Raw genomic sequence first — 19,197 nt, 5'->3', positions numbered from 1 at the left:
CAGGGATGATCACACGGCATCCGGGGCCATGCCGCCTGACCCCCGGGGCGGGATATTCAGGCTGTCGCCGCTGAACAAACGTCGCTGGCGGAATTTCAAATCCAACCGGCGGGCCTATTGGTCTTTGCTGGTCTTCTCGGTCCTGTTCGGCCTGTCGCTGTTTGCCGAACTGCTTGCCAATGACAAGCCGCTGCTGGTCAGCTATCAGGGCGAGCTTTACACTCCGATCTTCAATTTCTACCCCGAAACCCAGTTTGGCGGCGATTTCCCGGCCGAAGCCGTGTATCGGGACCCGGAAGTGAGCTGCCTGATCATTTCCGGCGGGCTGGAGGCCTGCTGGGACGATCCCGCCGGTGTGATCGCGGATGTGCAGCAAGATGGTATCTTCGATGGGCAAGAGGTGCATCAGGGCTGGCTGCTCTGGCCGCCGGTGCCCTATTCCTACAAAACGATCAACGATCTTGGCACCACGGCCCCATCCGCCCCTGATGCCGACCATTGGCTGGGCACCGATGACACAACCCGCGACGTTCTGGCCCGGGTGATCTATGCCTTTCGGCTGAGTGTGATGTTTACGCTGATCGTCACCGGCCTGACCTCGCTTATCGGTATCGCAGCCGGGGCCGTGCAGGGGTATTTCGGTGGCTGGCTGGATCTGGTCTTTCAGCGGATCATCGAGATTTGGAGCGCAACGCCAAGCCTGTTTGTCATTATCATTGTGGCCGCCATTTTCCGGATGAATTTCTGGTTGCTGGCCTTTCTGATGGTGCTGTTCGGATGGACCGCCCTGATCGGTGTGGTCCGTGCCGAGTTTCTGCGGGCCCGGAATTTTGAATATGTCCGCGCCGCGCGCGCGCTTGGCATTTCAAACCGGGTGATCATATTCCGCCATGTCCTTCCCAACGCCATGGTGGCCACGCTGACCATGCTGCCTTTCATCGTCACCGGAACGATAGGCAGCCTGGCCGCATTGGATTTTCTGGGTTTCGGATTGCCGTCCTGGGCGCCGTCCCTGGGCGAGATGACCCTGCAGGCAAAGAACAATCTGCATGCGCCCTGGCTGGCCTTCACCGCCTTTTTCAGCTTCGCAATCATGCTGTCGCTGCTGGTCTTCATCTTTGAAGGGGTGCGCGATGCGTTCGATCCCAGAAAGACATTTCAATGACTGTGCTCAACGTCAGGGATCTGAGTGTAAGCTTCACCCAGGATGGGGCGACGACTGACGCTGTGAAAGGTGTCAGCTTCACCATCGAAAAGGGGGAGACCGTTGCCCTTGTCGGGGAAAGCGGCTCCGGCAAATCGGTGACGGCCCTGTCGACCGTGGCGCTGCTGCCTGAAAGCGCAAGGCTGACCGGGTCTGTCACCTATCGCGGCACCGAGATGATCGGCGCGCGCGAGGCTGATCTGCGGCGGGTGCGCGGCAATGATATCAGTTTCATCTTTCAGGAGCCGATGACCTCGCTGAACCCGCTGCACACGCTGGAAAAACAGCTTGCCGAAAGCCTGGGCCTGCATCAGGGGCTGCGCGGGCAGGCCGCCCGGGCGCGGATCATCGAATTGCTGACCAAGGTCGGCATTCGTGACCCCGAGACCCGGTTGGGCGCCTATCCGCATGAGCTGTCAGGCGGGCAGCGCCAGCGGGTGATGATTGCCATGGCCCTGGCAAACGGCCCCGATCTGCTGATCGCGGATGAACCGACAACGGCGCTGGACGTCACCATTCAGGCGCAGATTCTGGAACTTCTGGCCGATCTGAAACGGGCCGAGGGAATGAGCCTGCTGTTCATCACCCATGATCTGGGCATTGTCCGGCGCTTTGCTGATCGCGTCTGTGTCATGCAGGGGGGCGAGATTGTCGAGACCGGGCGCACAACCGAGATTTTTGACAACCCGCAACATCCCTATACCCGCATATTGCTGGCAGCCGAGGCCACAGGAGAACCTGATCCGGTGCCCGAGGATGCCCCCGAGATTGTCAACACCCATGACCTGCGCGTCTGGTTCCCGATATATCGCGGCCTGCTGAAACGCACGGTCGGGCATGTGAAGGCGGTGAATGCGGCCTCGATCTCGGTGCGGGCGGGGGAAACCCTGGGTGTGGTGGGCGAAAGCGGCTCGGGCAAGACCACCCTGGCCCTGGCGGTGATGCGGCTGATCTCGTCAGAGGGACCGGTGGTGTTCATGGGGCAGGATGTGCAGGGCTGGAAATCGACCGCCCTGCGCCCGCTGCGCCGCGACATGCAGATCGTGTTTCAGGACCCCTATGGTTCCCTGTCTCCGCGCATGACGGTGGAACAGATCGTGGCAGAAGGGCTTAACGTCCATGATATGGGAATTGGCCTGAACAAACGCCAGATGGTGGCCGATATCCTGCATGAGGTCGGCCTCGACCCGGGGATGATGCACCGCTATCCCCATGAGTTTTCGGGCGGTCAGCGCCAGCGCATCGCGATTGCGCGGGCGATGATCCTGAACCCGAAACTGGTGGTGCTGGATGAACCGACATCGGCGCTGGATATGACCGTGCAGGTGCAGATCGTGGAATTGCTGCGCGATCTGCAACGCCGCCACAGGCTGGCCTATATATTTATCTCTCATGACCTGAAAGTGGTGCGCGTGCTGGCCCATAAAGTCATCGTGATGAAACACGGGGATATCGTGGAAACCGGCCTGCGCGAGGAGATTTTCACCGCCCCGAAATCGGCCTATACGCAGGCGCTTCTGACTGCGGCGTTTGATCTCCATGCGGATGGCAGCGCGGCCTGAATCTCCGATGCCTCCGGCGGAAGTATTTTGAAGATAGAGAAGAAGACGGCCCTGCTTTTCTCTATCTCATAAATACTTCGGGGGAGCCGAAGGCGGGGGCAGCGCCCCGTTTATCCACCAAACAGAGTCAGATGGCCGATGAATGCCCGTCGACCTGCATCTCATAGGCATCAAAGCTGCGCGCGATGATCCGGCAAAGCGCCCGGCCCTCCGGCAGAATGCCAAAGCCCTTCGCGTCGACGCGGACCATGCCGGGGAAGGCGCCGACGGCTCTGGTATAGAGTGTTTTGAGCGTATCAGGCGTGACATTGAATGTCTCAAGCAGTTCGGCGCTGTCGATGCGGAAATCACACATCAGCATTTCAATCATCCGCGCGCGCAGAATGTCTTCGCCGCTATGGATATGGCCGCGCCCGGTGGCCAGCACCCCTGCACGGACGGCTTTCTGATAGGCCGCCGTGCCAGAGACGTTCTGCGCAAAACCCTGTGGAAAGCGCGAGATCGACGAGGCGCCGATGCCCAGAAGCACATCGCAGGTATCCGTCGTATAGCCCTGGAAATTCCGCCGCAGATGGCCGGTGCGGGCGGCCCGTTCCAGCCCGTCACCGGGCCGCGCGAAATGGTCGATGCCGATCTCGGCATAGCCATCCCAGACGAAAAGCTTCCGCGCGGTCTCGAACAGGGCCAGCCGTTCCTCGGGCGTTGGCAGCGTGTCGGTCGGGATCATCGCCTGGCGTTTGGCCATCCAGGGCACATGGGCATAGCCATAAAGCGCCACCCGGTCAGGGGCGAGCGACAGCAGCATCTGCACGGTTTCGGAAATCCGCGCCTGGCTTTGGTCGGGCAGGCCGAAAAGGATGTCGGCGTTCAGCGAACGGATGCCACGGGCGCGCAGCATTTCGACCACATCACGGGTGATATCATAGCTCTGGATACGGCCGATGATCTGCTGGATCGCCGGATCAAAATCCTGCACCCCGATCGAGGCCCGGTTCATGCCTGCTGTGGCCAATGCATCCAGCCGGGCTGCATCAATCTCATTGGGGTCGATCTCGACCGAGAATTCGGCGCCTTCTGCCAATGGCAATGTGTCTGTCAGCGTGTTTGCTAGATCGGCCAGCATGTCGGGTGACATCAGCGTTGGTGTGCCGCCACCGAAATGCAGCCGTACCAGTTCAACACCCTCGGGGAGAATCTGCCTGAGAAGCGCGATTTCGCTTTTCACGCTGGCCAGATAGGCCGCGACCGGTTCGTCAGAGCGGACGCCTTGGGTGCGGCAGGCACAGAACCAGCAGAGCCTGCGGCAGAAAGGCACATGCACATATGCGGAAATCCGCGACCCGGGCGGGATGGCGCGAACCCAGTCTGCAAACACATCCCCGGTGACATCATTCGAGAATTTGGTCGCGGGCGGATAGCTCGTATACCGAGGGACTTTTGAGTCAAACAGACCCAGGCGGCGAAGTTGCGTCAGATGCTCCATTGAAGTAGATTTAAAAGTGATAAACCATAGTGTCCTTGATCGAAATCAATACAATTCCTCGCGGTCTTTTTTGCGGTGATAATACATGCCCAGCCGTCAATTTTCCCTTCCACAGCAGGACTGTGTTGACTGCCCGATCCGGCATCGCGCGGTATGTGCCCGATGCGAATCGGATGAGCTGGAACATCTGGAAGCGATAAAATATTACCGTAAATACGAGGCCGGGCAGACCATAATCTGGGCCGGTGACAAGATGAATTTCGTGGCCTCTGTCGTCGAAGGCGTGGCCTCGCTGACCCAGACGATGGAGGATGGACGGCGGCAGATGGTGGGGCTGCTGCTGCCCAGTGATTTTCTGGGCCGCCCGAACCGCGAAGTTGCGTCATATGATGTTGTGGCCACCACCGATGTGATGCTGTGCTGCTTCCGGCGTCTGCCGTTCCAGCAACTGATCTCGGACAACGCGCATATCAGCCAGCGGCTTCTGGAAATGACCCTGGACGAGTTGGATGCGGCGCGCGAATGGATGCTTCTTCTGGGCCGCAAGACCGCGCGGGAGAAGATCGCCAGCCTGCTGTCGATCATCGCCCGGCGCGATGCCAGCCTGAAAGAATTGCCGTCCCGTGGCCATGTGGCGTTTGATCTGCCGCTGACACGAGAGGCGATGGCGGATTATCTGGGCCTGACGCTGGAAACGGTCAGCCGCCAGATGTCAGCGCTGAAACGCGATGACGTGATCCATCTGGGCGGCAAACGCCAGATCACCATCCCGGATTTCGACCTGTTGATGAACGAAACCGGAGATGATGCAGATGGCGGTATGCTATAGCGTTTCAACATAAAGTCGAAACGCTATAAGCTGACGGCATCGGGCTGCCAACGATGCGCCGGATCAATCAAGTATTCTGCACCATCGCCCATCGAAATTCGCGTTCGAGAGCAGCAGCTTGCTGATCCGGAAAACGATTTCTGCTTTGGTTCTGAGCCATGTCAGTCCGTAGGCCCGTAGTCGCCAAAGGCTTCTACCACTTCCGCCATTTCTGCGTTGCTTAGGATTTTTGGTGTTCCGCAGGATTGCGCCAACAAATACACACGCGCCAGGTTTTCTAATTCTTCCATACGCCACAAGGCGCGTGCGAGGCTGTTTCCGGTCGTTATTGCGCCGTGGTTCGCCATGAGACACCCACTGCGTTCTGCCATTGCCTTTGTGACCAGTTCAGCCAATTCCGAGCTGCCAAACAGCGCATAATCGACCAAAGGCACGTCATCTCCACCAAACGCGGCGATCATGTAATGGCAGGCGGGAATGCTGCGCCTCTGAACCGCAATAGCTGTAACATGCGCGGGATGGGCGTGGACGACGACTGACTGGTCGGGCTTTGCATTCAAAAGTGCTTGGTGAAACCGCCATTCGCTGCTGGGTCGATTGCGCGCGACCGGATTCGGATCTGCGTTCAGCGGGACGCAGCAAAGCATGTCTGGGTGCAACTGGTCGTAAGGAATGCCGGAAGGTGTGATAATCATGTGATCGCCGCAGCGCACGGAGATGTTGCCGGATGTTCCCTGATTCAATCCGCTCGTGTTCATCCAAAGGCAGCTATCTATGATGGATTGGCGTAGAGCATCCTCAGAATCTGGGTTCATGGTTCATCCTGCAAGAGCCTTTGCGCCGAGGCAGAGCAGGTCACAAGATGTGTCACATATCCACCCGCCATCGCGGCACGCGCTGCCGGAACACGGTCCACACCGGCAGACACAAGCATACCCAGTTCTTTCTTGCGCATTTGATCCAGCGTGACACCAATCATCTGCCCTTCATTCGGCGCCGGCATGGCGACGCCATTTTGGTCGATGATGCGCCCGCAGATGACGCCGGCGGCCCCTTGTGCGCGCATGTTCAACAGGATGTCTTTGTCCAGCAAACCAGTGAGGGCAATATGACTGTTTTCATCGACTGTGCCGGCCGCGAAAATGACTTTGGTGCAATCCTCGATCATTTGAAGCTGGCGGGCAATCATCGGCTCGGCCTTAAGGCTGTCGCACAGTTCTCGTGTCGACAGCAAAAGCGGCACATGCAGGTTGGCACAATGTGCGCCAAACCGCTGCGCCAGCGTCGCAGCACAGTTTTCGGGGGCAAACCCGATCTCTGACGGTTTTGAGCCAATCAACTGGACGATGGTAAGATCGTGTAGATCAAGTTTCGGTGCGACTTCCGCCAGACGGTATATCGTCTCTCCCCAAGCGACGCCTAAATCATCCCCGGCGACCAAAAACTGAGGCAGCCAGTCAGAGGCTGCCCGAACGACGCGCTCAAACGAACGGATTTTGGATGTTGTATCCGTGGGCACTATCAATGCGTCAGCAATACCGAACCTTTCCTTTAGTTCAGAGGCGAGCTGGTTGTTGCGAAAGACATCACTGTCTAACGTGATCCGCACATAGTCGCGCCGCCGGGCCTCGGCCAAGTAGTTGACGACAGACGCACGACTGATGTTAAGACGCTTTGCGATTTCCCCTTGGTTGAGCTCATCATGAAAATAGAGCCAGGTCGCCTCGATTATATAGCTATCCTGTCGGGAACTCCGTCCAGAAGCGCCCCCGGCAGGCCGGGCGTGCGAAGGGGGCACTGCCGCCATTTATTCCGCTACCATAGCCATGTTGGGGAACAGCCGGGCCAGCCCCTCTGCTGATGCCTCGCAGATGCCTTTCTCTGTAATCAGTCCTGTTACCAGGCGGTTGGGCGTCACATCAAAGGCGGGGTTGCCGCCGGGCGTGCCATCGGGTGTGACTTGAACGACGCCCAGGCTTCCATCTTTGCATGTGCCTTGGATATGCGTTGTTTCGCGCGGATTGCGGTCTTCGATCGGGATCTCCGCGACACCGTTGGTCACGGTCCAATCGATCGTGGGCGAGGGCAGGGCAACATAGAAGGGCACCCCATTATCATGGGCGGCAAGCGCCTTGAGGTAGGTGCCGATCTTGTTGCAAACGTCGCCCCGTCGGGTCGTGCGATCCGTGCCAACGATCACCATATCAACCATGCCATGCTGCATAAGGTGCCCCCCGCGTTGTCCGTTATGTAGGTGTGCGGCACACCGTGGCAGCCCAATTCCCAAGAGGTTAGCGCGCCTTGGTTGCGTGGACGGGTTTCATCAACCCAAACATGCAGCGGGATACCGGCATCATGGGCTTGATACATCGGACTGGTCGCTGTGCCCCAGTCTACGGTCGCGATCCAGCCTGCGTTGCAATGCGTGAGCAAACGCACGGGGTCAGCACTGGATTTCTTGGCCGCAATTTCGCGGATCAGCTCAAGCCCGTGCGCGCCGATACGGCGGTTGATCTCAACGTCTTCATCGGCAATTTCATGGGCCAAAGACAAAGCAGCGGCGGCTCTTTCAGACGGCCGGAGGTGGGATATAGCAGCGCGGCATCTGTTCAGTGCCCAGCGCAGATTGATCGCCGTCGGCCGTGTCGCATTCAGGCTTTCCCATGCAGCGTCCAAATTGCCGTCAGATGGGTCAAGTTTCATTGCAAGGGCCATGCCGTAGGCTGCTGTTGCGCCAATCAGCGGTGCGCCACGCACCCGCATTTCAACAATCGCATCCTGAAAATCCTTCAGCGTTCGGACCTGTTGAATAATGAATTCATAGGGCAGGGACCGCTGGTCGATGATCTCTAGAACGTCGTCGTCCGTGTTCCACCACAAAGAGCGGTAATGCGTACCGTTGACTTTCATAGGACGTCCTTTCCGTTGAATGTCCGCGCAAGCGCACACAGCGCCTGAGAAGTTTTGACTTTATCGGCGCTCAAAATCAACGTGGCACCCATTTCAAGGTTGCGGGCTTCAAGACCCGCCCGCGTTTGCGCATCTTTGATTGTTTCGAAGTCGGCGTTGTGTGCCAAAGACAAACAGCGCCGGTGCATTTCGATGCCGCAGAACTGCACTGCATCCTGCCAGATGGCTTCAAGCATTGCATTGCATGCAGGCTCGGACCCATGGCCCTGATCCTCGAACAAGGATTTGGGGTAAAGCATGCCTGACCGTTCGGTGGCCCACAGGCGCCGAAACTCGGCGTCGAAGGCCTCAAAACTGTCCGTGATCACACTCAGGATCCAGTCTTGATACCTCTCCAGATCGGCGCCGCGGTGGCCGGGTTGGCTGAAATAGGCCATCAAGTAGTTCGCGGTGAGCGTACCAATATCAAAGCCCATCGGCCCATATTGTGCGAACTCCGGGTCGATGATGCGAATATCGGTTTCCGTCGCCATAATAGAGCCGGAATGCAGGTCGCCATGCAGCATCGTTTCGGTATTGCTTGAAAATTTGACCAACATCGATTGGACCGCGCATTTCAGCGCGACATCGCTGCGTAGTTTTGCCACTAACGGATCCAGGCCAGCAGTGTGGGTATTCATCTCGGCATCAAAGTAGGGATCAGTGAACACCAGGCTTTCCGTAATCGCGGGAATTTCGATGTTGCCCGCGAACACTCCGACATCGGTCTTTTTGTCGGCGCTTTTCATCGACAATTCGGAGCCGCGAAACGCCATCCGCGCGCAATGCCGCCCGCAAAACGCACCAAGCCCTGCAACTTTCTCGCCAGCGATCAGCTTGTTGCGCAAGATGACATGAGGCGAAAGGAACTCCATCACGATCAGCGCCTGGTCCTCATCGAAATGGAATACCTCTGGGACAGCGCCGGGATCGCGCTGCGCCTGCCGCATTAACGCGTTGAATTCGTAAAACGCGCGGTACAGCGGCAAAGGCCAGCTGTCTCCAACCAGTCGCACGTAAGGGAGGGCCTGCTTTACAATCAGGCTGCCTTCGGAGCTTTCGACGATGAATACCAGATTTAGGTTGCCATCGCCCACTTCCTTCACGCGCCAGGTGTCATGGGCGCGGCCCAAGCGTTCTGTAACAGCCGGAATACCTGCCAGCCGGGGCGGCAGGCTTTCCTGGGTCAAGGCCAGATACGATGCTTCTTTCATGACCGGGATTCCTCGATGCAGTTAGACGACTATCATCAAAAGGACCGCTATTAGTCAATAGACAATTAATTTGACTTTTGAATATAACGCTCATATCGAAGATAGGGAGTCAATGAATCCCTGATCCGTATCGGAGCCTGTTTCACATATGAAGACCTGCGAAATCAGAGGCTTAGAGAAATCATTCGCTCGGAATCATGTTCTGCGCGGAATTGATTTGGACCTGAACGCAGGAGAGGTCCTTGTGTTGATGGGCGCCAATGGCGCAGGCAAATCGACGCTCGTGAAGATCCTTTGCGGCTTTTACGCATGTGACGCTGGAACGATGTCATTGGGCGGCGAAAATTACCTGCCGGGCGATGCCGCCGCTGCAATCGCATGTGGGGTTGTGACGGTTCATCAATCGATTGACGACGGTGTGATCCCTGACTTGGATGTTGCCACAAACCTGATGCTAAACCGCCTGACAGAACCGAAGGCGCGGTTGATGGTGCGTGACCGCGCCTTGCGTGCGGCCGCCCAAAAGGTTGCCGATAATATGGGGTTGGAAATGGATGTGCGCGCGCGCGTCGCCGACCTGTCTGTTGCGGATCGCCAGATGATCGCCATTGCCCGCGCGATGGCGTATGAGCCGAAAATCCTTATTCTTGATGAGCCAACGTCATCGCTGTCTGCGGTCGAAGCGGAACGCTTGTTCGAGCTTGTGGACCGGCTTCGGGATCAAGGTGTTGCAATCCTGTATATCTCGCATCGTATGTCCGACATTCGCCGTATCGCGGACCGGATTGTCTGCATGCGCGATGGCGAGATTTCCGGTGTCTTTGACCAGACACCGCTGGATCTGGATGGCGCCGTCACGGCCATGCTTGGCCACAACATGACGGATGTGGACATTGATGTAAGATCCGGCGGTACGCCCATTCTTGAAGTCGAAGGCGTCCAGCTGAAAGGCGGCATGGCGCCGATTTCATTTTCTGCGGCAGATGGCGAGATCGTTGCGATCACCGGTCTGTTGGGCAGCGGCAAGAGCCAACTTGCGAATATCGTTTTCGGGTTGGAACGCCCTTGCGCAGGGACAATGCACATCGATGGTCGTCCATATGCGCCGCAATCCCCGGCTCAGGCTGTGAGTGTTGGCGTTTTCATGTCGTCGAAAGACCGCAGCATGAATGCGGTCATCCCGACATTTGATATCGCCAACAACATGACACTACCGTTTCTGAAGAACTTCAGTGCCATGTCATTACTGAATCCCCGTACGCAAAGACACGCTGCCAAGGGCATGATTGACCGGATCGGAGTGGTTTGTCAGTCTGAAGGAGAAAGCATCACGACACTGTCAGGTGGCAACCAGCAAAAGGTCATGATCGGGCGCTGGCTGTTAGAGGACTGCCGCGTCCTGCTGTTGGATGAGCCGTTTCAGGGTGTCGATATCGGCGCACGCAGAGACATAGGTGCTCATATTCGTGCCACTGCCAAAGGCCGTTCCACATTGGTTTTTGTGGCAGAGCTGGATGAAGCGCTGGAAATTGCCGACCGGATCATCGTCTTGAACGAGGGCGTCATCGCAGGCGAACACGCAAACAAGGATGTGGATCTTGGCGCCTTGGTCACCCAGGTCTCAGGCACTGCCGGCACAAGAACACAAGCGAGCTATTGATGACGCAAGAGAAGCTTCTAAACTTTGCAATCCGTTTTGGATTCCTGATCCTGCTGTTCGGGTTGGTAATCTATTTCAGCCTTTCGGCTAACGGATTTGCATCGCCGAGATCCGCAGCTTTCATTCTTCAATCGGTTGCGATCACGGGCATCCTGGCCTTAGGTGTCACCTGCACTCTGGTCGTGGACGGGTTCGATTTGTCGATCGGGTCAGTCGCAACGACAGCCTTAATGTTGTCCGCCTACGCGATGGTCATCCTGGAACTATCGGCAGTGTCTGCGGTTTTGCTGTGCCTTCTCATGGGGGCAGTCGTGGGTTTGATCAACGGGCTATTGATCGTGAAATTCAAAGTCCCTGATCTGCTGGCGACTTTGGGTATGATGTTTTTGCTCATCGGTCTGCAACGTATCCCTACCCAGGGCAATTCCATCGCAACAGGTATGAGCTTAACAGATGGGAGCACTGCCGAGGGCACTTTTTCAGCGGCTTTCCTTTGGCTGGGCCGGCATCGGTTCGATCTTTTTGTCGACCGTTTGGTTCCCGTGCCCGTCGTCATCTTTCTGATCACGGCAGTTGTCATCTGGGTCTTCCTCGAACTCACACGTCACGGGCGCATGATGTATGCAATTGGCTCCAACGAACGGGCCGCTGCCTTGGTCGGGGCGAACGTCAATCGCTACAAGATCGCGGCTTACATGATTTCAGGCGTGACGGCTTCTGTCGGGGGCATATTATTGGCCGCGCGGCTTGGGCGGGGCGATATCGCCAGCGGCAACAACCTGCTGCTCGACAGTGTTGCCGCCGCTTTGATCGGTTTTGCGGTGCTGGGGGCTGCACGTGCCAACGCCTTTGGCACTGCGATTGGAGCCCTTTTTGTCGGCATCCTGCTGCAAGGCCTGACCATGATGAACGCGCCCTATTACACGCAAGATTTTGTCAAAGGCGCGGTACTTGTTCTCGCGCTGGTCTTCACGTTCTACCTCAGCGCGAAACGTCGCACCGGTGGGAAATCTTAAACCAAAACATGGGAGGAAATATCATGTTAAGACGTAAAGTTTTGAAAATACTGGGGGTTGCCGCACTTGGCACCGGGATGGCCACGGCTACTTTTGCTGACATGCCGGCGCCTTTGGACAACGCGGGTGACGTAAAAATCGCTTTGGTGCGTTATCTGTCGACCGGTGATTTTTTCCAGTCGTATCTTGCGGGTGTGGAAAGCCAGGCAGAGGCGCTGGGTGTCGACCTTCGCGTGTTTGACAGCCGTCAGGATGCGGCATTGCAGGCCGATATGGTCGATCAGGCGATTGCTTTGGGTGTGGATGGGATCATTATTCAGCACGGGTTGACGGAGTCGATGAAAGACGCGGCGCAACGTGCGGTGGATGCTGGCATAAGCGTTGTCGCCTTTGACGTCGATGTCGAAAACGACGCCATCCCGCAGGTTGAACAATCCGATTATCTGCTGGGCAGGCTTGCGCTTGATCAGGCGTTGGCGGACAACGGCAATGCGTTTACGGCAGGCTATGTCTATGTGCCCGGAATTGCGCCGCTCGACCGTCGAAACGTAGCCTGGGAAGAAGTGAGAGAGGCCAACCCCGGCATCACGGAAGCGGCAGTCTTTGGAACATTGGACAACCCAATTGCCAACTCGATCGCAAATCAGGCGCGTTCTGTCTTGCAGGCGAACCCAAACATCACTGTCGTTTTTGCCCCATATGACGAATTCGCCAAAGGTGTGAAGATTGCGGTGGATGAAGCTGGCCTGACGGATGACGTGGATATCTATTCTGCGGACGTCTCAACCGCGGATATCTCAGCCATGCGCGAACCCGGCTCTGCTTGGGTCGCGACGGTGGCAACAAACCCGGCCGTTGTAGGAGAGGTCTCGGTACGGGCTTTGGCATTGCTGTTGACTGGCGAGGACCCTGGCAGCAGCATCGTGGTGCCACCCACCTTGATCACGCAGGATTTCCTGAATGAGCAAGACATCAGTAATATGGAAGAACTGGGCGCACGGATGCCGCAGTTCCAGCATGCTGATGTCGCGATGGCCGACTGGATGCCTTTGCCAAGCCGCTAATACAAAACGCTCCGGCTCCTGAACGGGCCGGAGCACCCATCTCCAGACATTTGAAGTTGGCCATGCTGTACGGAATTGACACGGGCGTTACGCCAGAATTGCTTTTCTGCCTTGCCCAAATGGGCCACGGCGATGAGATAGCTGTTGTCGACTCTAACTTTCCGTCAGTTTCAACGGCACGCACCTGCACCATCTCGGGTGTGATCCGCTACCCTGATCAGGATGCCCCCTCGGTGGTGGATATGATCACGAAGTTGATGCCGCTGGATCCTTTCAGCGCCTATGCAGCTTTGCGGATGCAGTCGGATGATACGCCAGATGATCTCACGGATGCGCATCGAGAAGTGTGGGATATCCTGACCCCGTGCCTTCCCGAGGGAGCCGCTTTGTCGGCAATCTCGCGACCAGATTTCTACGCCCAAGCTGCCAGATCTTTTGCCATCGTGCAGTGCGGTGAAACCCGCCCCTTTGGGTGCTTTATTTTGCGCAAGGGCGTCATCTTTTAACGCCTCCGCGCCCTAACAACCGACCTTATGGTCCTGTCATTAACCAAGCCGGTCTGAACACCGGCCAACGTGGGATATTGCCGTGAAGAATGAGAAATCAACCGAGGATGTCGCACTGGGTATTCGCAGGCGTGTGTTCGAACACGCGATCCGCAACAACGGAGGCTATCTGTCTCAAGCCTGTTCAGCAGCGGAACAATTGGCGTGGCTCTACAATGAAGAATTGAATTTGGGTGAGCCGACTTTGCCTATGATCCCGAAGCTGTTTGAGGGTGTGCCCCATGCGGACAATCCGAATTACCACACGGGGGCAGGCTACAATGGTCCGTTCCTTCCAGAGTTTGACCGATTGTTTATCGCACCTGCGCACTACGCTTTGGTTGCCTACGCCACGCTTATCGAAACAGGGCGCATGGCAGCCGAAGGCCTTGAGATGTTCAACAAAGATGGTTCCTCGGTTGAGATGATCGGCGCAGAGCATTCACCTGGGATGGAAGTCCACAACGGCACGTTGGGAATAGGTCTTTCAACTGCGGCGGGCCTTGCCTGGGCGCGCAAAAAGCGAGGGGAGAAAGGCCGCGTCTGGGTTTATATGTCGGACGGCGAGGTTCAAGAAGGCCAAACATGGGAAGCCATTCAATGCTGCGCGCATCACCGGATCGACAACGTCAAAGCGATTATGGATGTCAATAAACAGCAATGTGACGGGGCGATGGACAGTGTCATGGAAGTCGGCGACATCAAAACCAAGATGGAGAATTTTGGGGCCATCGTGGTCGAGGTGGATGCTCATAACCTTAACGATATGCGGGAAGCTGCAAAGACCAAACATGATGGCAAACCGCTGATTATATTGGCACATTCAAACCCATTCCATTCAATGCCAATCCTGGAGGAGCGGTTTCCGCGCCTGCACTATGTGCGCTTCAAATCCGAAGAAGAGCGCGCGCGGATGAACCTCTCAATCGCCGATGCATTGGGTGTTGACCCAATTGATTACGCACACTGATAGGACACAAGAACATGGTAGAAATGGTAAGCCGCCCGTATGAGCGCGCCTTTGAAAAACACGCACTCGCCAATCCGGATGTTTTGTGCATCTCTGCGGATCTGACGTCGTCGTGCGAAATCGACAAATTTCGCGACAATTACCCCGACCAGTTCCTTTCAATGGGAATGGCAGAGCAAAACATGATGAGCTTTTGCGGCGGTCTGGGCCTCGCGGGGTATCGTCCGTTCGTTCATACCTTCGGCGTGTTCACCTATCGCAGACCCTATGACCAACTGATGGCATCCATCGCGTATCCGCGGCGCAAAGTGCGGATTATGGGTTTCTTGCCGGGTATCACCACGCCGGGCGGCATGACCCACCAGGCGATCGAAGACATCTCGGTCATGCGGTCGATGCCAAACATGACCATCCTTGAAACCGGTGACGCGACCGAGGTCGAGAGCATTTGCGAAGCCGCAGACAGTATCGACGGCCCCGTCTATTGTCGGGTCTTGCGAGGATCGATGCCACGGCTTTTCGATACGCCTATCGTCGTTGGACAAATGCGCGAGCTTAGTCTTGGGAGTGATGTGTTGATCGTGACAGCAGGGATCACCACGGAAGAGGCATTGCGCGCGACGAAGGCGCTGGAAACGTCCGGTGTGTCGGTCCGACACCTCCACTTGAATACCATCAAACCGTTCAACGCCGGGGCCATCCTTGATCATATCAATTCTGTCAAAGGTGGTGTGATCACTTTGGAAAACCATGTGACCGAAGGCGGTATAGGCTCGCTTGTTGCCGAAATAATGGCAGATAACGGGGTTGGCAAAAAGCTCAAGCGTTTGGGTCTGAACGACACCTATGCCCATGGCGGTAGCCGGGCTTATTTGATGCGATACTATGGTTTAGATGCACTTGCCCTGACGCAGGGCGTAGAAGGCTTGCTTGGCCAAAAGCTCGACATCACCGAACAGGATTTGGCCGAAGCGCGTGTTGACGCGGTCCATTCCCTTGCCAAAGCCGAGGGGCTGTAATGGATCGGTTTATTGTCACCTACCGTATCCGGGCGGATGATGCTGCCGACGCGGCAGGCCGTGCCGAGGCTATTGCTTTGGAAGACACTGTTGAAATCCCGCGCGACGTTGTTCCAAAGGGATATGTCGAAGATACTATCTTGGGCAAGGTTCTGGATGTCGTCGAAGGTGGTGACGGTGTTTGGATTGCCCGCATCGGGTATCACATCGACGCAGTTGGTCGCGAATTGCCCCAGTTGCTGAATGTGGTGCTGGGCAATGCGTCCATTTTGCGGGGCGTGAAAGCGATCAATTTGACACCGAACGCAGATCTGCGGCAGCGATTTTCCGGCGCACGTTTCGGGGCTGCAGGACTGCGGGGTCTGATAGGGCGTGAAACGGGCGGATTTGTTTGTCCCGTGATTAAACCACAGGGATCATCATCCGAAACGCTGGCACGTCTTTGCTACCTCACGGCTGTGGCGGGCGCGGACATTATCAAAGAAGACCACGGGCTGGCCAATCAAGATGCGGCTCCTTTCAGGGAGCGCGTTAAGCTTTGTGCAGCAGCGGTGTTGCAAGCCAATAGCGAACGCGCACAGACCGGTGAAACATCACGCGCGCTTTATTTCGCCAATATCGGCGGCCACGGTGATCATGTGCGCGATCTGGCGTATTATGCCAAAGATGCAGGTGCCGATGGTGTCTTGCTGATACCGGGTCTTTTTGGTTTTGACGCGATGAACCGGCTGGCACAGGACCCGGAATTCGGGCTCCCGATCATGGCGCATCCCAGCCATCTGGGTCCGTATGTATTGTCTCCGGATAATGGGTACGGGCACGGGATGCTTTTCGGCCAACTCATGCGCTTGGCGGGTGCCGATATTTCGGTTTTTCCCAATTACGGCGGCCGCTTTGGGTTTTCGCGGGAAGAATGCCAAGAGATCGTTGAACACTGCCGCGAAACCGATGGGCTTGGCCCCATCATTCTCCCCAGCCCGGGCGGGGGTATGTCGATCGATCGGTTGGGCGACATGGTGGACAATTACGGCCATGATTGCGTCTACCTTCTCGGAGGTAGCCTGCTTAGATATGGCGATGATATCGGTGAAGCCATACGGGATATGCGGGCTGCCTTGTCAGATTGATCGCAAAACGATGGCTGAGTGATTGTGCTCCTGAACAGTCGGCAGTTGACCTGCTTGAAGCCAATTACCTTCCACCGGAGCCTTCAGCCCATAGCGCCGGTTTGGCACTCCCGGCCGAAACGTGTCTTCATACCGCTTATGGACCAATTCACGATTGGTCCTGGTGCGACGGCGCAGCAGGCGGCTCAAAGCTCTTCGAACAATGCACGGAATGCCGTTCTCGCTTGACCCCTTTGGCGCACGGAGCGAACGGCGTCGAGGTTGGAAAGGTCGTCATCGACCACGATCAAGCCGACCATTCCAACCTCATAATGTGGTGTGCAGACGTAGCCGTAGATGCCGGGCACGGTCATCTCCATCGTGACCTCTTCATTGACCCCGCCGTTCCATGGCTCCGCGCCTTCAGGGATCATGCCCCTGCGAGAGGCGGTGTTGTGGCCTGTGTCGGTGGGCACGAACGTCACCACATCGCCAAGGGCCACGCGCAGGATCGGGGGCTGGAAAACATTGGGCGTTTGAGTGTCGCCACAGGCTGCGTTCAGCATCATGACGGCGTGGTGGCCTGCTTCGGTCACAGGCACAGTGTTGGCAAGGCCCACGCCTGACAACCCCGCGAATGCGCCGATGGTGACGATGAAGGTGCGGCGATCCGGGTCAGTACGCATGGACAAGCAAATCTTCTCTGGGGCCTTCCGTAATCTCAATCTCCACCCCGTAGGTGCGCGCGATGGCGTCCGATCGCAGGACCTGCGCAGGGGGGCCTTCCGCAAGGATGCGCCCCTCGCCCAGCAAAATCAGGTGGTCGGCAAACCGCGCGGCAAGGTTGAGATCATGGAGCGCGAAGATCCCCGTCGCCTGCCGCGCGGCGATGGTGGCGCGGATGCGGCCCAGAACGTCCAACTGGTGGCGCAGATCAAGGGCCGAGGTCGGCTCATCAAACAGATAGACATCTGACTTGCGCACAAGCGCCTGCACGACGGAGACCATCTGGGATTGTCCGCCCGACAACTCACTCACATAGGCCTCGGACAGATGCCCGATCCCGCCGTGGTGCAGCGCCTTTGCAACGGCCTCGATATCCTCGCTGCTGACCTTCCAGCCGTGCAGTTGTTTCTGGGCCATCATCACCACATCAAATACGGTCAGCGCCGCGTTCGCGGTGAAGAATTGAGGCATGAAACACACCTGTTGCAGCCGCTTGCGGGCGGGCAGAGACGCAAGGTTCATATCCCCCAGATGGACGTCCCCCGCCGTATTTTTCAGCAAGCCTGCGATCACTCGGAACAAAGTGGACTTTCCGGATGCATTCGGTCCGATCAGGGCCGTCAGCTTGCCGGGCTGCAACTGCGCAAAGCCGACACCCTTCAAGATGGGGCGGCTGCCGTAGGCGAATTCCAATCCGGTGGCGCGAAGACCCGTCATTGCCAGTGCCTTTTGCGTTGAGTGAGGATGAGAGAGATGAAGAACGGGATGCCGATCAGGGAGGTGATAATCCCGATGGGATAGATGACGCCCGGGGTTATGGATTTGGCTGCGATGGACGTGCCCGACAGGATCAGCGCGCCGCAAAGCGCCGACAACGGCAGGAACCCGCGTTGATCTTCGCCCACGACCATCCGCGCGATATGTGGCCCGACGAGGCCCACGAAGGCGATGGCGCCCACGAAAGACACGGCAACTGCGGACAGGAGCGATACGCCCGCCAAGACGCCAAGCCGCAGCGCGCTGACATTGACACCCAGCGCGGCGGCCTTGTCTTCGCCCATGCGCAGCGCGGTAAGGGCCCAGGATTTGTGGACGAAGTAGGGCAGGACAATCGCCAGCAGCAGAAGGCAGATGCCGACCTTCTCCCAGGTGGCGCGGGCCAGTGACCCCATCTGCCAGAAGATCAGCTGTGCCAGCTGGATCTCGGACGCGCCATATTGCAGGAACATCAGAAGCGCGTTGAATGTGAACAGCATCGCAATTCCGACAAGGATCATCGCCTCCGGCGAGACGCCGCGCAGGCGGGTAAAGGCGAAAAGGCCAAGCGACGTAAGCATGGCGAGGATGAAGGCGTTCACCGTCACGAACAGGCCGCCCACACCGGGGATCAGCGACCAGCCAAGCACGATGGCCAAAGCGGCGCCGAAGCTGGCGGCGGATGACAGGCCAAGGGTAAACGGATCGGCCAGGGGATTGTTGAGGATCGTCTGCATCTCGGCCCCCGCAACACCCAGCATCGCGCCAACGGCAACGGCCATCAGGGCCACGGGAAGGCGCAGATCCCAGATCACGACGCTTTCATTCACGGTGGCGACCGAGGGCTGCAAGATCACCTGGATGACCCGCCATATGCTGGCCTCGAACGGGCCGGAAACCACGTCAAAAAGGATTGTGAGGCACAGGATCGCGATGGCGCCACCGACAATCAAAAGGCGCCTGGCAATGGATTTTCGGTAGCCGCGCGCGATATGTGCGACACTTGGGTCGGGCACAGGTATGTCTGTCATTGAATTGGTCCTGAGAAGAAGGATTGGCGGCGACCCGAAACTGCCAGGGGCCGCCGCTTTGGT

17 protein-coding genes and 1 pseudogene are annotated in these 19,197 nt (G+C 57.4%); 10 read left to right on the top strand and 8 right to left on the bottom strand.

What is annotated here, in order from left to right:
- The first annotated feature begins 28 nt into the window (after nt 1-28).
- Both E2K80_RS13680 and E2K80_RS13675 read left to right on the top strand, forming a co-directional pair.
- Complete coding sequence (locus E2K80_RS13680; RefSeq protein WP_135376630.1) at nt 29-1,165, top strand: ABC transporter permease; 1,137 nt, start codon at nt 29-31, stop codon at nt 1,163-1,165.
- Nucleotides 1,162-2,766, top strand: a complete 1,605-nt coding sequence (locus E2K80_RS13675) for an ABC transporter ATP-binding protein (RefSeq protein ID WP_135375505.1) — start codon at nt 1,162-1,164, stop codon at nt 2,764-2,766. The genes E2K80_RS13680 and E2K80_RS13675 overlap by 4 nt, the downstream gene beginning before the upstream one ends.
- Before the next feature lie 127 nt (nt 2,767-2,893).
- Here E2K80_RS13675 and hemN read toward each other — a convergent pair whose 3' ends face one another.
- On the bottom strand, nt 2,894-4,249 hold the full coding sequence (gene hemN, locus E2K80_RS13670; protein ID WP_135375504.1) for an oxygen-independent coproporphyrinogen III oxidase: 1,356 nt from the start codon (nt 4,247-4,249) through the stop codon (nt 2,894-2,896).
- Nucleotides 4,250-4,334: 85 nt separating this feature from the next.
- Between hemN and fnrL the strand changes: the two genes are divergently transcribed.
- Nucleotides 4,335-5,078, top strand: a complete 744-nt coding sequence (gene fnrL, locus E2K80_RS13665; protein WP_135375503.1) for a transcriptional regulator FnrL — start codon at nt 4,335-4,337, stop codon at nt 5,076-5,078.
- A gap of 161 nt (nt 5,079-5,239) precedes the next feature.
- Here the strand turns inward: fnrL and E2K80_RS13660 are convergent, their stop codons facing one another.
- From E2K80_RS13660 to mtnK, 4 genes and pseudogenes are all read right to left on the bottom strand, one after another.
- On the bottom strand, nt 5,240-5,893 hold the full coding sequence (locus tag E2K80_RS13660) for a class II aldolase/adducin family protein (RefSeq protein ID WP_135375502.1): 654 nt from the start codon (nt 5,891-5,893) through the stop codon (nt 5,240-5,242).
- Entirely contained in the window at nt 5,890-6,885 is a 996-nt protein-coding gene (locus E2K80_RS13655) for a sugar-binding transcriptional regulator (RefSeq protein ID WP_135375501.1), read from the bottom strand. The genes E2K80_RS13660 and E2K80_RS13655 overlap by 4 nt, the downstream gene beginning before the upstream one ends.
- Nucleotides 6,886-7,988, bottom strand: a pseudogene (gene mtnA, locus E2K80_RS13650) (S-methyl-5-thioribose-1-phosphate isomerase).
- On the bottom strand, nt 7,985-9,241 hold the full coding sequence (gene mtnK, locus E2K80_RS13645; RefSeq protein ID WP_135375500.1) for an S-methyl-5-thioribose kinase: 1,257 nt from the start codon (nt 9,239-9,241) through the stop codon (nt 7,985-7,987). Before mtnK ends, mtnA begins: the two are co-directional and overlap by 4 nt.
- 148 nt (nt 9,242-9,389) lie before the next feature.
- Between mtnK and E2K80_RS13640 the strand changes: the two genes are divergently transcribed.
- The 7 genes from E2K80_RS13640 (at nt 9,390) to E2K80_RS13610 (ending at nt 16,642) form a co-directional block, all read left to right on the top strand.
- On the top strand, nt 9,390-10,901 hold the full coding sequence (locus tag E2K80_RS13640) for a sugar ABC transporter ATP-binding protein (RefSeq protein ID WP_135375499.1): 1,512 nt from the start codon (nt 9,390-9,392) through the stop codon (nt 10,899-10,901).
- Nucleotides 10,901-11,917 carry an ABC transporter permease gene (locus E2K80_RS13635; protein WP_135375498.1) on the top strand — a complete coding sequence of 339 codons (1,017 nt, stop codon included), beginning with the start codon at nt 10,901-10,903 and terminating at the stop codon, nt 11,915-11,917. The genes E2K80_RS13640 and E2K80_RS13635 overlap by 1 nt, the downstream gene beginning before the upstream one ends.
- Before the next feature lie 23 nt (nt 11,918-11,940).
- Nucleotides 11,941-12,981, top strand: coding sequence for a substrate-binding domain-containing protein (locus E2K80_RS13630; protein WP_135375497.1), 1,041 nt, complete (start codon nt 11,941-11,943; stop codon nt 12,979-12,981).
- A 62-nt stretch (nt 12,982-13,043) separates the two neighbouring features.
- Nucleotides 13,044-13,487, top strand: coding sequence for an RbsD/FucU family protein (locus tag E2K80_RS13625; protein WP_238475730.1), 444 nt, complete (start codon nt 13,044-13,046; stop codon nt 13,485-13,487).
- A gap of 82 nt (nt 13,488-13,569) precedes the next feature.
- Nucleotides 13,570-14,496: a transketolase gene (locus E2K80_RS13620; protein WP_135375495.1), complete on the top strand. Its 927-nt coding sequence runs from the start codon at nt 13,570-13,572 to the stop codon at nt 14,494-14,496.
- A 14-nt stretch (nt 14,497-14,510) separates the two neighbouring features.
- Entirely contained in the window at nt 14,511-15,515 is a 1,005-nt protein-coding gene (locus tag E2K80_RS13615; RefSeq protein ID WP_135375494.1) for a transketolase family protein, read from the top strand.
- Complete coding sequence (locus E2K80_RS13610; protein WP_135375493.1) at nt 15,515-16,642, top strand: RuBisCO large subunit C-terminal-like domain-containing protein; 1,128 nt, start codon at nt 15,515-15,517, stop codon at nt 16,640-16,642. Before E2K80_RS13615 ends, E2K80_RS13610 begins: the two co-directional genes overlap by 1 nt.
- Before the next feature lie 185 nt (nt 16,643-16,827).
- Here E2K80_RS13610 and E2K80_RS13605 read toward each other — a convergent pair whose 3' ends face one another.
- The 3 genes from E2K80_RS13605 to E2K80_RS13595 are packed head-to-tail and all read right to left on the bottom strand — an operon-like array spanning nt 16,828 to nt 19,134.
- The gene (locus E2K80_RS13605; RefSeq protein ID WP_135375492.1) at nt 16,828-17,307 is read right to left on the bottom strand and encodes a pseudoazurin; all 480 of its coding nucleotides are present in this window, start codon (nt 17,305-17,307) and stop codon (nt 16,828-16,830) included.
- Nucleotides 17,297-18,064, bottom strand: coding sequence for an ABC transporter ATP-binding protein (locus E2K80_RS13600; RefSeq protein WP_135375491.1), 768 nt, complete (start codon nt 18,062-18,064; stop codon nt 17,297-17,299). Before E2K80_RS13600 ends, E2K80_RS13605 begins: the two co-directional genes overlap by 11 nt.
- The gene (locus E2K80_RS13595) at nt 18,061-19,134 is read right to left on the bottom strand and encodes a FecCD family ABC transporter permease (protein WP_135375490.1); all 1,074 of its coding nucleotides are present in this window, start codon (nt 19,132-19,134) and stop codon (nt 18,061-18,063) included. Before E2K80_RS13595 ends, E2K80_RS13600 begins: the two co-directional genes overlap by 4 nt.
- Nucleotides 19,135-19,197 lie beyond the last annotated feature (63 nt).

Origin of the sequence: Rhodophyticola sp. CCM32 (assembly GCF_004751985.1) — a bacterium.
Taxonomy (GTDB): domain Bacteria; phylum Pseudomonadota; class Alphaproteobacteria; order Rhodobacterales; family Rhodobacteraceae; genus Rhodophyticola.
This window is presented reverse-complemented; position numbering and strand designations above follow the sequence as displayed.